The sequence below is a fragment of the Leptotrichia sp. oral taxon 498 genome, from assembly GCF_002240055.1.
Taxonomy (GTDB): domain Bacteria; phylum Fusobacteriota; class Fusobacteriia; order Fusobacteriales; family Leptotrichiaceae; genus Leptotrichia; species Leptotrichia rugosa.
In genome coordinates, this window is the sequence record NZ_CP016753.1 from 1,312,945 (window position 1) to 1,328,060 (window position 15,116).

The 15,116-nt window shown below is 25.1% G+C and carries 12 protein-coding genes; all 12 read left to right on the forward strand.

The annotated features are described in order from the left end of the window. Positions 1–162 precede the first annotated feature (162 nt). The 12 genes from csx2 (at position 163) to BCB68_RS06595 (ending at position 15,110) form a co-directional block, all read left to right on the forward strand. Positions 163–2,277 (forward strand): TIGR02221 family CRISPR-associated protein, encoded by a 2,115-nt coding sequence (gene csx2, locus BCB68_RS06540; RefSeq protein ID WP_094080043.1) that lies wholly within the window; start codon positions 163–165, stop codon positions 2,275–2,277. A gap of 107 nt (positions 2,278–2,384) precedes the next feature. After that, entirely contained in the window at positions 2,385–2,768 is a 384-nt protein-coding gene (gene csx20 / locus BCB68_RS06545) for a CRISPR-associated protein Csx20 (protein WP_237048581.1), read from the forward strand. A 45-nt stretch (positions 2,769–2,813) separates the two neighbouring features. After that, positions 2,814–4,946, forward strand: coding sequence for a TM1812 family CRISPR-associated protein (locus BCB68_RS06550; protein WP_094080044.1), 2,133 nt, complete (start codon positions 2,814–2,816; stop codon positions 4,944–4,946). Between the two features lie 111 nt (positions 4,947–5,057). After that, entirely contained in the window at positions 5,058–7,190 is a 2,133-nt protein-coding gene (locus tag BCB68_RS06555; RefSeq protein ID WP_094080045.1) for a hypothetical protein, read from the forward strand. Positions 7,191–7,377: 187 nt separating this feature from the next. Further along, positions 7,378–7,839: a 4Fe-4S single cluster domain-containing protein gene (locus tag BCB68_RS06560; protein ID WP_094080046.1), complete on the forward strand. Its 462-nt coding sequence runs from the start codon at positions 7,378–7,380 to the stop codon at positions 7,837–7,839. Then, a complete protein-coding gene (gene nrdD, locus BCB68_RS06565; protein WP_094080047.1) occupies positions 7,829–9,427 on the forward strand; it encodes an anaerobic ribonucleoside-triphosphate reductase in 1,599 nt (532 codons plus the stop codon). The genes BCB68_RS06560 and nrdD overlap by 11 nt, the downstream gene beginning before the upstream one ends. Before the next feature lie 162 nt (positions 9,428–9,589). Next, positions 9,590–10,702: a GTPase family protein gene (locus BCB68_RS06570; protein WP_094080048.1), complete on the forward strand. Its 1,113-nt coding sequence runs from the start codon at positions 9,590–9,592 to the stop codon at positions 10,700–10,702. A 146-nt stretch (positions 10,703–10,848) separates the two neighbouring features. Continuing rightward, positions 10,849–11,463, forward strand: coding sequence for an EcsC family protein (locus BCB68_RS06575; protein ID WP_094080049.1), 615 nt, complete (start codon positions 10,849–10,851; stop codon positions 11,461–11,463). 139 nt (positions 11,464–11,602) lie between these two features. Beyond that, complete coding sequence (gene cas1, locus BCB68_RS06580; RefSeq protein ID WP_094080050.1) at positions 11,603–12,574, forward strand: CRISPR-associated endonuclease Cas1; 972 nt, start codon at positions 11,603–11,605, stop codon at positions 12,572–12,574. 59 nt (positions 12,575–12,633) lie between these two features. Continuing rightward, positions 12,634–12,924, forward strand: a complete 291-nt coding sequence (gene cas2, locus BCB68_RS06585) for a CRISPR-associated endonuclease Cas2 (protein WP_094080051.1) — start codon at positions 12,634–12,636, stop codon at positions 12,922–12,924. Between the two features lie 15 nt (positions 12,925–12,939). Continuing rightward, entirely contained in the window at positions 12,940–13,587 is a 648-nt protein-coding gene (locus BCB68_RS06590) for a CRISPR-associated protein Cas4 (RefSeq protein WP_094080052.1), read from the forward strand. 770 nt (positions 13,588–14,357) lie between these two features. Beyond that, positions 14,358–15,110, forward strand: coding sequence for a hypothetical protein (locus BCB68_RS06595; protein ID WP_094080053.1), 753 nt, complete (start codon positions 14,358–14,360; stop codon positions 15,108–15,110). Positions 15,111–15,116 lie beyond the last annotated feature (6 nt).

Genomic DNA, 15,116 nt, shown 5'->3' on the forward strand with positions numbered 1-15,116 from the left:
GAAAAGTAGTGATTCTGCTTTAAAGGAGGATTTTATCTAAATTTGGAGTGGAATTGCTACGATTTAAATTGCCAGTATATTGATTTTTAAAATAAATGCGGTAAAATAATATTATTGAGAATAATTCAGAAAAAGAAAAATTATAATTAGAAGGAGAAAAAGATGGCTAAAATATTGATAGCAGGGTTGGGGAAAGGGATGATAGATCGTAACAGTGAAGAAAGAGACTACAGAAAAGCAGATTATAAAATAAAAATTGAGGAAACAGGAGAATATAAAATTTATAGAGATGAATATTTTGTAACATCGGTATTAGAAAAACATTATGATATAGATAAAACAATATATATTGGAACAGCAGGGTCGATGTGGGATAAACTTTATACACATTATTGTAAGAAAAATGGATTTTCCACTGAAAGTGAAGAATATGAAAAATATAGAGATGAATTGAGAAATGTTACTAAAAATGCGAATAAGAATACAGATGTTTTAAATATAAACAGTGAAAAATTTAATTCTATATTTGAGAATACAGAAAAAAAAGTACAAATAATAGTAACAAAATATGGAATGAATAAAAATGAAATATTTGAAAACTTTAATAAAATTATAGAAATCGTAAATTCTTTAAATAAAGAAGATGAAATTTATTTGGATATAACCCATTCTTTCAGATCAAATGCAATGTGGATATTTTTAGTGATGAACTATATTACAGAAGTTATTGATAAAAATATAAGAATAAAAATGATAACATATGGAATGCTGGAAGAAATGGATGATGATGAAACAGAAAAAGATTTAAATGGGAATCCTTTAAAAGTAGCTCCAATAATTAATTTGAAATCATTTTTTGACTTAATGAAGTGGATAAAAGGAGCGAATGCTTTTAAGCAATATGGGAATACTTATGAATTTTTAGATATGATTGAAGATAATAAGTTGAAAAATACATTGGAAGAATTTTCAAATTCAATGAATATGAACTATATTGGGAATATAAAAGAAAATATCGGAAAAATTAATCAAATGGAAAAAACAATAAAAACATTAGATGGACCTGCCAAACTATTATTACCAGATATTTTAGAAAGATTTGCACAAAATTTTGGTGAGAAGCAGGAGACATTTGAGATATTATTAGGTTTAGCGGAATGGCACTATAATCAAAAAAGATATTCAATGAGTTATGTAAATATTATTGAAGCTATTTATACTTTTACAGGAAAAATTTTAGAAGTTGAAGATATAAATAAAGGTAAAGAAGTATTGAGAGAATGGATAAATAGAATAACTGAAGAAAATAAAATAAAATATAAAGATTTGTCAGAAAAAGAAATAAATAATAGAATAAAATTAAGTGAAATTTTTGAAAGTTCTAGAGTTATTAGAAATAATATTTCGCATACATTGGAAAGTAGAGCAGAAATGCAAGAAATTATTTCAAAAATCCCAGAAAATATACAAAAATTAAGAGAAATATTTAAAACTGAATATAAAAAAGGTGAGATTCATAAGTCACAAGATTTGAAAATGCAACAGACATATACTTTTTTAGAAAAATTAGCTGAAAATGGTCAGTTTGCAGAAATTGGTAGAGTTGCATCTAATGGAATTTATGATTTTTTGTTTGAGGAACTTGGAGTACAAAAGTCAGGAGAGAATAAAAATGTTGTAAAAAATTGGCTGGATAATAAAAGAGGAAATTTTGAAAAAGAATTAGAAAAAGGGCAATTATCTGAATTAATGAAGTTGTTTTTAGAAGTTAAAAATAATAGTAGAAGTATTACAAGAAAAGAAATAATTAAGAAGATAAGACACTTACAAAATATATTAACGAAAAAGTCATTTTTGGAAGCCATTGAAAATGTAAATTTAAATGATAAAAGAAGTTCTCAAACACAACAAGTGCCTAAAATAAATGTAAATAAAGAAGACAGAAAAATTTTAGTATTTAAAGAAATATTTGGAGAGCAAGAAAAAAAAGAAGTAATAAAAAAATATAAGATAAAAAGAATAAGCAAATTGAGTAGTGAAATTGCAAAAGAATGGCAAAATCTTGAAAATGATAGCAACAAAGAAAAAAATATAAAAAGATTTAAAGATATAATAGACAGAAATATTGATTCAGGTGATATTTTATTGATAGAAGGAGAAGTTGGGATAACTTTTGAATTGGTAAATTGGGCAAAAGAAAAAGGAATTATTGCAATTTATGGAGTTGAGAAAGTGACTGATAATTTTTTACTTAAAGTAGAATTTTATGAATATTAAATTTCAAAATTATGTTATAGGAATTTTTGTGATTTTAAATAGTTATGTAAAATAAAGAAGTTTGAAAGTTTAGTTTGGAATATAGAAAAATTGAGGGAGATGATATTATGGAGAGAAAAGCACTTTTACTATTTTCACATCAGTTGACGGAAAACCAAGAAAAAGAATTGGTAGAAAATTTTAAGGTAAAAAAAATAATAAGTTTGTCTAGTGAATTACAAAAAATGTGGTCAAATGTATCAATTAAGGAAAATTATAAAGAAAATCTTGAAAAAATAAAAAAATATATTGAAGAAAATTTTAATGAAAATGATGTGATGTTGGTTCAAGGCAATTGGGGATATACATATAATATCGTTAAATGGTCGATAGAAAAGAAATTGGTTCCTGTGTATAGTTATACTGAAAGAAATGTTGAAGAAATAAAAGATGGGGAAAATGTGAAGAAGATTAGTTATTTTAAACATGTGAAGTTTATTGAGTATGAGTAGTAATAAAAAATAAATTTTCGATAAATTTATAGAAAGAAGGAAAAAATGGAAAATAATATTTTAATAATGTCTTTATCAAATAATCTTGAAAAAAATATAGAAAAAGCAAAAAAAAATAAAAAAGAATACAGATGGGAAAATAAAAAATATGATTTGGAAAAATATGAGTATTTGACAAAAGTATATTTAGAAGAATTAAAACCTAATAAAATAATAGTTTTTGGAACAGATCAAAGTAGTTGGAATTATTTATATAATTTATTAAACGAGTATTTTTATTCTGAAAAAGAAGATGTTGTTTTTCTAGAAGAACAAAAAAATGATGTTGAATATATAAGAAAAGTTTTTAAAGAAAGATTTCCAGATAAATGTAAAATATTTTTTATAGAAAGTAAAAATAAATTTGATAACGAAAATATTGTTTCAGATTTAGTTTTTCAAATAGAAGAGATAAAAAATATATTAGATGAACAAAGCAGAAGCAAAGTTTATGTTGATATAACTGGTGGTCTTAGAATAATGTATATGTCATTAGTTTCAATCATCAATATTTTAAAAATGTACTATAGTCAATTGAATTTAAAAGTACTGTATTCCCAAAATGACATAAATACAGATTATTTCCAAATAATAGATATAACAAATGTGCTAGAAAAATTGGATTTTGTAGACGCTGTTAGTTCTTTTACAAAATATGGAAGCATTGCTAAATTGCGAGATATCATTCAAAATGAAGCTTTATTGAATAAACTAGAAGAATTGTATATAAAGTTACAATTTAATTTAAAAAATATAGATGACACTTATAAAACTTTGACAGAAATAAAGGGAAAAAATGAAAATGAAAAAATTTTAAAAGAAAGAGTTAAAAAATTAAAAACATTAAAAAATGAGAAATACCATAATAAAGTAAAAAATTATGGTTTAGAAATAGTAAATAAGTATGAAAGTGATAATATAAAATATAAAAATTTAAAAGATAAAAGAAATAAAATTGTTCACCCACTAAATAAATTAGGGGAATATATAACAAATATTACTAATAATAAAAATTTACACAAAAAAAGAATTTTAATTTGGAATTTAGGATCAGGCGAATCAGGAAAAGGATACAAAGAAGTATTATATTCTTATTCAGATAACGAAAAATCAGCCGACATAATAACACGTTATACATTTGAGTCTTATCTAGAGGATTATAATCAAATTTATATTTTTGGACTTGAAACAGGGAAATGGGATATTTTAACAGAAGATTTTAAAAATAAAGGTATAATGTTACCAAACGATAAAATAAAATATGTTCAAATTGATAATTTCGGAGATATAGATGAATTGAATCTAAAGATAGAAAATGAAATAAAGATAAAAAAACAAGAAATAATAGAAATAGATATGGATATTACTCATTCATTTAGAAATATTCCGTTTAATTTGTTGACTTCCTTGAGATTGTTTGAATTGTTAAATGATAATATTGTACTTCGTTCGATTTATTATGGAGAAAGAATATTAAACTCTGAATATGGAAGTATTTATAAAATACCAATTTTAGAAATAATTAATTTGTATAAATCAATAGTAGAATTTAAAGATTATACGAAGTATACAAATTTTTTAGAAAATACTAAAATGATAGATGAAAAATTATTAAAAATTATGAGAAAAATTTCAGAAGCATATACATATAATGAATATAGAAAGATTATAGAAATATCTAAAGAATTTGAAAAAGTAAATAATAAAGAATTAGATTTAATAAATAAAAAAATATATGAAATTATAGAAGTAAAATTAATAAAAAATGAAACATATGAAGAATTAATGAAATTTGTAAAAAATCAGAAAAATTCTAAAAATTATGCATTGGCGTCATTTTTCTTAATAGATATTTACAAATATAAAATTTTTAAAATTGATTCAAAAGAAAAAAGCGAAACTTTTTATAAAAAAATAGAAAAGTTGAAAAATAAATATGTAGATAATAAATTAAAAAAATTAATTGATTGTTTAAATAAATTAAATAATATAAGAAATTATGCAGGACATATTAATATTAGAGAGGAAGTAAATCTAATTAATTTTTCAGATTCATTAGAAAAAGCAATTAAAATTATGAATAAATTAACTTTAAAAGATATTGAAAAATATGAGAAAGAATACGAAGCAATAGAATAAATAAAATAAAAAATTATTTAGTATTTTATTAAATAGTGCAAGAACACTCGCGACTTTAGTCGTGGGAGGTTCAGATAGTTTAGAATGATGATACATAGGAGGAATTAAAAAGTGGAAAAAAATAAAATCTCAAGAATAGAATTAGCACGAGAAATAAGAAAATTATTTGTAAAGAATAGAAATATTCAGGAGTATTCAAAAATAGATGATAATTTTTTAGTAGATTATTATTTTAATAGATATGATGAAAGAAATAATAAATCAGGGATGAAAATTGATGAAAATAATTTTAATTTGAAAATTTTTGAGGAAGATTTTAAGAATCATTTATTAAATGAAAAGAAACTGCTTGAAGAAGATGGAGTAGATACAAGCGAAATAACAAAAATAGTTTCAGCTTTTAGTCATAGTTACAGTGAAAACTCTATTCTTGAAGAATTACCATTTGAAAAAGATCTAAGAATATTTCCAAATATAAAAACACTTTATTTATTGTATACTGATCAAACTGAAAGTAAATTTTTGGAGTATAAGGAAGCAAGTAAATATAGAGATAAAATAAAAATAGAAGGTATTTTAATTGAGAACAGTATAGAAATGTTATATAAAGAAATAGTGAAGTTAATACAAGATGGAAAAATTTCAAAAAATAACACAGTTTTAGATACAACACTTGGTTTTAAGGAAATAGGAATTGTATTTTATCGAATCTCAGTTGAAAAACAAATTAAATCAATTAACTGGCGTGAAACAATGTTACCTAATTATAAGCCTGCTGCTGATAATAAAAATGAATTTGTAAAAGGAAAAGGTCAAGGACCTAGAATGAGTCTGGTTACAAAATTAAACTTGATGAAAGAGCCATTAGAAGAATCGAATAGAATATATAGAAAAATAAATGAAAATATTTTAAAAGTAAATTGTAAAGCTGTTTCAGATTTATATGAAGTAGTAGGAATTGATGACTTAAGATTTTTCTATGAAGAAATTGGAAAACTATTTAATTTTTTTAAAATGTTAGAGTATAGCGAAGATATTGAAAATTTTTATAGTGATTTAAATGAAGCATTGAAAAAAATATTTAAATATAAATTTTTATCAGAAAATATTTCAAGATTGCGAGAATATGTAAAGTATCTGGCGAGAGTAATTTATAGAGTTGAAAGCGATTATATAGATATCAAGTGGTTAAAATTTAGTAACAATATTTTTGGGATAACAGAAAATGAGATAAAAAAAGAAAAAGATGAAAAAATAGAAAGAAATGTGGAGGATAAAGAATTAGATGATGATGAAATAAAAAGAATAAAAGAAAAAAAAACCGAATGGGAAAATATAGATTTTTATTCAGATGAAGATGATGAAGGTAAAGATGCTCTAGAATTGGAGAAAAGTATCGAAATGGTTGACTATTTTTTGTATCTTTTATTAAAACAAGCTATTTTTGAAAAAATTTCGAATTATCATTTAAAAAGTATTTTAGAAGAGTATTATAAAGAAGAAATGATTCAAGAGATTATTGGAGTAAGAGATTCGGTTGATATAAGTGAAGATGAAAAAATTAAACTTATAAAAAATATCTTATTTGAAGAACTTACAGAAGAGTATGAATTAGAGGAGTTTGAAATACCTGATTTAGCAGATAAAAATGTAGGATTGCTTAAATATAAAGGCGGAATACTAGATATACCGTTTGAAGATGAAGGGAAATTGGAAATATTAAAAATTAATTTTAAAGAAGAATATTTTATAAGAAAAAGAGATAAAAGACAAGAATTTGATATTTCAAAAGTGGAAAATAGGATTAAACTAAATAAAAAAATAGAAATAAAAATGAAATTAGAAGAAATACTTGATAAAAATAATAAAGATGAGATAAACTTTCCTTTTAAAATTTCAGAAAAATCGGATATAGTTGAAATACAAAATGGTAAAATAGTTACGAAAAGTGATAGAAAGACTAAAGTAAAAAATATCTTTTTTAATAATTCTGATAGTATAATTAATGTTCCGATAGTAGAGTTATTTAAGAATATTGAAAAAAATAAATTTGAGATTTCTAAAAAAGATTTAGAATATAAATTTGGAATAAAAGATCAAAAAGTTACTAAATTAAAAGATATTATTTTTGGGATAAACCAAATAATCAGGAGAAAAATTGAAGAAAAATATCCTAAAAAAGACGATGTTGAAGATTTTATTATTTATGAAAATGGATTAAAGATAAATTTAAAATATAGATAGATTATACAGAAAGAACCATCTTGAAAAATTTAAGATGGTTTTTACCAATTATATAATTAAAAAATGATATTATTAGATTTTATAATAAGTAAATACTAAAGAGAAAAATGAGTTATTTTAGAGAAAAATAGGGGAAAAATATTTGTTAAAATTATTGATGTAATAGAGATGTAAGTGGAGGTATATAATGAAAGTAAAAATTGCATCAATTAAGAAAAACAGATATGAAGATGGGCCTGGAATTAGAACAACAATATTTTTTCAAGGTTGTAATGTAAAATGTAGAGGTTGTCACAATGAAAGAATACAAGATATACGATATGGAAAAGAGTATGAAGTGAGAGATTTATGTGAAGAAATATTATCGTATAACTTGCCAGTAAAAAAAATTACTATTTCAGGTGGAGAACCTATGATGCAAAAAGAAGCCTTAGAAGAATTTATTGATGAAATGCACAAGAAAAATTTTGAAATTGCACTTTATACTTCATATGACTTAGAGGAAGTTCCAAAAAACATTTTAGAAAAATTAAAGTATTTAAAAGTTGGAAAATATATAGATACATTGAGAATACAAGAAAAGTTTTATGGATCAAGTAACCAAAAATTTTATTCATTGGAAAAAGGAGAGATTGTAAATGAGAGTTAATCAAGCAAATGCAAATACAAATGCAGCATATAGAATTTTGAAAAATGAAGAATTTAAAAATCAATTGCACGAAGAAAGATGGATTCATATTCATGATAAAGAGTATACAGGGGTTTCATATAATTGCATTGGGATTGAATTAAGAGAAAAATTAAACCAACTGAAAGAAAATTTAGAAGAAATGGAAATTGATGATGCATTAGATTGTATTTTTCAAGTAATTGTAAATTTAACAAATGACCAATCAGGTGGAATAGGGTTTATTAATATTGACAGTGATTTGGCGGAATTTGTACAAGAAGTTTCAGAAGAAAAATTAATAACAAAAATTAGAAGATTATACCAAAAGTTGAATTTACCATTGAGAAATGGGTATGAAAAGGCGTATGTCTCATTTAATTTAGGATTAGATACTAGTGAAAATGGGAGAAAAGTAACTAGATGTTTTTTAAAGGCTTTTGAATATGGTGAAATATTAAATGGATTACCTTTTGTTTTTCCAAATATAATTTTCAAATTAAAAAAAGGTATTAATTTTGATTCGGATGACAAAAACTATGATTTATTTTCATTAGCAACTAAAGTGACAGGAAAAAGAATGAATCCAACATATTTTAATTGTGATAGCGTTTTAGTAAAAGATATTAATGAGAAAAAAGTTGGAATAATGGGGTGCAGAACATTAGTTGCAAAAAATGTAAATGGAGAAGAAGGAGCATTAAAAAGAGGGAACATTGCATCAATTTCAATAAATTTACCAAAAATAGCAAGAGAAAGTACAAATTTAAATAATTTTTATAAAAAATTGAGTGAAATCTGTGAAGAATCAAAAGATATCTTAATTCAAAAATATAAGGCATTGTGCAAATTAGAAATTGATAATTTTAGATATATTTTAGAAAATAATTTTTATGAAAATTCTGAAGAGGCAATAAACAATAATGATATGGAAAAAAGTTTTAAAAATGGTACACTTTCAATTGGATTTATTGGATTGGCTGAATGCGTAAGTTATTTAGTAAAAAAAGAAATATCTTTAGATATGATAGAAAATAATTTAGAATTGTCGAGAGAAATATTAAGATTTATGAGAAAAATGACGGATAAATGGACTAAAAAGTATAATTTGAATTTTTCAGTTTTGGCAACTCCTGGCGAAGGAATTAGTGGGAGATTTTGTGAAGATGAAGAAACTAAGGAATTTTATACAAATTCGTTTCATATACCAGTTTATCTTGAATTAGATGCATTTAAAAAATTAGAATTAGAATCAAATTTTGTTGAATATTGTAATGGAGGTTCAATTTCTTACATCGAATTTTCAACGCCTGTGTTAAATAATAGTGAAGCGATTATGGATGTTGTTAAATTTGGAATTTCAAAAGGTATAAATTATTTAGGAATAAATTTCCCGTTAGATTATTGTGAAAGTTGTAAAACTACTGGAATATTTGAAGAAAAATGCAGTTGTTGCGGAAGTATTGAAATAAAAAAATTAAGAAGAGTTTCTGGCTATTTATCATATAAAGAAACATTAAAAGGTGGAAAAAAAGCAGAGGAAAAAGTTAGAAAATCTCATTTGAAATAGTGTGAATAAAATACAAACTAATAAAAGAAATTGTTTCAAATTATTGGAGCAGTTTCTTTTTGTTTTAGAAATAAGTTAATTACTAAAAAAAATAAGTTAAAGAAATAGATTATAATTACAATGTAAAAAGAAAAAGAAAAAAGTAGAAAGAAGGTATTGATTATGAAACGTGACTTATTGAAAGAATTTGAAAGTATTATTATGAAACAAAAGTTGAATGAAAATGTGAAACAAAAATTGTTAGGTAATTTATTGAGATTGAAAAAACAGAAAGTTAATTTGATGGTTACAGGTGCAACAGGTTGTGGGAAAAGTAGTACGATAAATGCGTTATTTGGTGTAGAAGTGGCTAAAGTTGGAACAAGTGTGGATCCTGAAACAATGGATATTGAAAGATATGAGTTAGACAATTTAGTAGTATGGGATACTCCAGGATTAGGTGATGGAAAAGAAGCGGATAACAGACACAGTAAAAGAATGATTGATAAACTTTATGAAAAAGATGAAAATGGGAATTTGCTAATAGATTTAGTTTTGGTGATTTTAGATGGTGGTAGTAGAGATTTAGGAACATCGTATGAGTTAATAAATAATGTGATTATACCGAATTTAGGAAAAAATAAAGAAAATAGAATATTAGTGGCAATTAATCAAGCGGATGTAGCGATGAAGGGGAAATATTGGAACGAAGAAGAAAATAGGCCTGAGGATGAGCTAGAAGAATTTTTAGATAGAAAAGTAGAATCTGTAAAGAAAAGAATTAAAGAAGCGACAAGAATAGAAGTAGAACCAATATATTACAGTGCAGGATACAAAGAAGAAGGATATTTACAACAAAAACCGTACAACTTATCAAAATTATTATATTACATATTACAAAATACACCAGAAGAAAAAAGAGTAGTTTATGTGCAAAATTTGAATCAAGAAGAAGTAATGTGGAAAGATAATGATGATTTGAAAGATTATAGAAAAGGTATTTTGGAAAGTATTTTAGGAGCAGCAGTTGGAGTGTTAGCAGAAGGTGTGGCAAATGTGGTAAATGGAGTTGCAAATGTAGTTGAAGGTGCATCAGATGGGATTTCAGAAGGTAGTGATACAGGATCAGATGTTGGTGGAGCAATAGGTAGTATATTTGGAGAAGTTGGAGAAACAATAGGTTCAGCAGTGGGTTCAGTAGTTGGAGGAGTTGTTGGTGGAGTAGTAGGAGCAGTTAGTTCGGCAGTAAGTAGTGTGTGTGATACGATTGGAAGTTTCTTTAGTGGATGGTTTTAAATGAATTAAATAAAAAGTTGTTCTGCTTGAATCCCTTCAAACTGAGGGGATTTGAGTGGAAAAAAAAAAGTATGTTATTTTAGAAAAAGATGAGTTAAAAAAAAGTGATATCATAATCTTGTAAAAAATATTAGGAGGTATTAGCTATGTTAGAAAGAGAAATGATGAATTTGTTGGATGTGTGTTATGATAAGGCTTTACAAGGTGTATTGCCAGTAGAAAAATCAATTGAAGAATTAGCAGAAGATTATTTAGCAAAAACTAACAGTAGAGAAAAAGCAATAGACAAGTTAATAGGATATCAAACAGTATTGTGTGGAACAAATGGATTTATAACAGGATTAGGTGGATTATTAGTATTACCAGTAGCAATATCAGCAAATGTAGCAGGTGTGATTTATGTACAATTAAGAATGATAGCAGCAATAGCACACATAAATGGGTATGATATTTACAGCGATCAAGTAAGAACAATAGCTTATGCATGTTTAACAGGAAGTTCAGCAGCAAATATATTAAAAAATGTGGGAATAAAAATTAGTGAAAAAATGGCAGTTAATGCGTTAAAAAAAGTTCCAGGAGCAATATTGATAAAAATAAATCAACAAGTTGGATTCAGATTAGTTACAAAATTTGGACAAAAAGGTTTGGTGAATGTCATAAAAATGATGCCATTAGTAGGCGGAGTAGTAGGTGGAGTATTTGACACAGGGATGACATTAACAATAGGGAATATAGCAAAAAAAGTATTTTCGGAATAGTAAAGTAATTGTAAAAATTAATGCCAAATGTAACTTGGACTCTTGAAAAAAGATTTTTAAGGGGGAAGAATCAAGAGTTTGAGTCAAATTTGGAACTGGATTTAAAATTAAAAATTTATTTACGAAAGGATAAAAAACTATGGAACTATATATAACAGATTTAGGGACAGTGGTAAAAAAGAGAGATGATTTGTTTGAGATAACTACGAGTGAGAAGAAAGTGGCAGTGGCTCCACAAAAGATAAAATCATTAGTGCTATCTAAAGGGATATTTTTGACAACAGATGTAATAAAATTAGCAGTGGATAATAATATTGATATAGTGATTGTTGATGATTTTGGAAATCCTTATGGAAGATTTTGGCAAAGTAAATTTGGTTCAACAGCTAATATTAGAAGAAAACAGTTGGAAATATTTGGGACTCAAAAGGGAATTGAATTGGCAAAACAAATATTGATACAAAAAATTAAAAATTGTACAGAACATTTGGAAGATTTGAAGATAAAAAGAGAAGCGAAAAAAGCATTTTTGGATAAACAAATAAAAGAAATGAAAAGATATATTTATCAAATAAAATTAGTAGAAGGAAATGTTAGTGAAAAAAGAGGAACTTTGATGGGGTACGAAGGGAATGCAGCAAAAATATATTATCAAACATTGTCGGAATTGATACCAGAAGGATTTAAATTTGAAAAAAGAAGTATGCACCCTGCGGAAGATGAATTTAATGCAATGTTAAACTATGCTTTTGGAATACTGTACAGTAAAGTTGAAAAAGCTTGTATAATTGCGGGACTGGATCCTTATGTTGGAATAATTCATACAGATAATTATGGGAAAAAATCGCTTGTTTTTGATTTAATAGAAAGTTACAGACATTTGGCTAGTAGAACAGTATTTTCACTTTTTACACAAAAAAGAGTTCAAAAATATTTTTTCAAAAGAGAAGGAAATAGCGTTATGCTAGTAGGCGATGGAAAAAAAGTTTTGGTTGAGAGTTTTTATAACAGATTGGAAAAAAAGGTGCGTTACAATAACAGAAATATTTCGAGTTTAGATAAGTTACAGTTTGAATGTCATGAATTAGCAAATTTTTTGATATCAAAGTAAAATTAAAATTTTGGGGACTTGAGGACTAATTTTGAATTATTTATAGAAGGTGATTGAAAATGATGACTTGGTTGATATACGATATAACAGATGATAGAAATAGAAGAGAAATTATTAGAATAGCACAAAAGCATGGATTATACAGGGTTCAGAAGTCGGTATTTCTAGGAAATATAGAAAAAGATGAAGTTGATGAAATTATAGTGGAAACAAAAAAAGCAATTGATTTACGAGAAGATTCAGTATATATTTTCCCAGTTTGTGAAGCAGATTATAAAAAGGCAACATTACTGGGATTATCTTTTGAACAAGATATCGTTAAAGATGAGAAGCCAGTACTATTTTTTTAAAAGAGGTGAATAAAAATGGAAGTTATTAAATCTCAAAAAATATCAATATTTGAAGTTTTGGACTATATTTTTTGTCCTAGAATAATATATTATGAAAATGTGCTAAAAATGTTTGGAGAAAAAAAGGAAGATTCTAACAAGGAAGAAGAAGAAAGAGTGAAAGGAAAAAATCGTATAAATAGGAAATGGATATGGGATAGACTAAAATTAAAAAAACAAAGTATAGAAAAAATGATGAATTCAAATCAAGAAAACATATTATACTGGTATAATAGAGAATTTAACAAAGAATTGTCTTCAGAAAGATATCATTTTTATGGAAAATTAGACGACATACTTCTTTTAGAAGACGAAACAATAGTTCCAGTTTATTACTACAATGCTAAATATACAGCAAGAGAAGAAAATAGATACAAATATATAGTAGCCATGTTTTTAATATTAATTGAAGAAGAGTATAAAATTAAATCTCAAAAAGGGTATATTTTGTTTTTGGATGGTTTATCATTAAAGAAAATAGAATGTACAAATAAAGATTTGGAAAAAGTAAAAGAAAGTGCTGCTGAAGTATTAAAAATAATTGAAACTGAGCGATACCCGATAGAAGCAGAAGGCGGTACAAAATGCCGAGATTGTTATTACAAAAAAATTTGTGGAAGATAGTATTAAAAAATAAAAATAGAGGAAATCATTTTTTAGTAAACTTATCATAAATAGATTTTCTCTTTTTTTGTAAAAAAATCAAAAAAAATTTTGAAAAAATAAAAAAGTATGGTAAAATAAGTTCGTGGTAAAAATTCCTACCACTATGAAAAATAAAAAAAGAGAAAGAAAATCTACTCAAAGTCAATAAAAATGAGGGTTAGGAGTTACGGAAAATGCTAAAAAAACAGCAAAAAACGATAAAAATTAATCAAAAAAATACGATTTTAATGTCTGAAAAAATCTCTGTAACACCTATAAATAAAGGATTTTCTTGAAAGTACGGTTAAAGAAGTGAATCCATTAAAACAAGGATTGAAACTTGATTGTCCGTTAAACGAATCTGGATTTTCCCATATGTTAAAGTAGTGAATCCATTAAAACAAGGATTGAAATAGAGTCAGAATATAAATTAAAATAACAACTTTTATAAGGTTGTTATTTTTTTTTAGAAAAAATAGGTGAATTATTAATAAAAATAGGTTAGAACAATGGTATATAATAAGACTATAAAAGAAAAGGGAGTGAGAAAAGTGGTTGAATAATGAATTAGAGAAATTGTCAAGTATATTTATAAAGAATTATGATAATTTTTATTAATTTAATTAGATTTTTGTTAAAAAAGTTTAGTGAAAAATTGTTATTTCTTAAAAAATGTGGTATAAAATATATTATAGATTGATTTATAAAAATACTGGATAGATGAAAGAGCATTAAGGGAGAGGAAATAGATGAATGGTGTAATTTTAGAACTTTCTGCGGTAGAAGATAAAATTATAGATAATAAAAAAATGTATAGTTTTGAGATTCATAAAAGAATGTCAGAAATACTGAAAATAGATAAGCGAGAGGAATTGAGAGTTTCAAATATTTTTGGTGAATTTTTTAATGAAAGCATAAAATTGGAAAAAGGAGAAAAATATAAGATTAGGGTAATTACTAAAACGCAAGAAATTTTTTTAAAATTACAAGATCAATTGTTTCAATTAGCTATAAATAAAGAAAATCTTGTAATAGGAGATGGAATTTTTCAGTTAGTTGGAATTATAACCAAAAATGATACTTGGTGTGGTGAATATGATTTTGATAAAGAGATGAAAGCGTTAGATGTAGGAATATTGAGCTTTTATGAAAAAGTAAATTTAAAAATTGTTAATCCTATTTTGGTGAAAGGAAAGTCAATTTTTGGATTTGAAAAAATATTAAAAATTATTTTGCAGAATGTGGAAGAAGATACAGGTTTTGAAACACAGGAAATGGAAGAAAGTATCTTAAATTCAATTACAATAAAAAAAGAATTGTATAGAGAAAAAAGGGTAAATTTACTGAATGATGAGATAAAAAAAGTTTATTTAGGAGATGTAGAGCTTGTGCTACAAGGATATTATGGGAAGATGCTTTTAATTTTTCTTCAGTATGTGAAATATGTTGGTGTTGGAGAATTTAGAGAGTATGGATTTGGAGAAATTATAAGTAGAAGTTAAAAACCT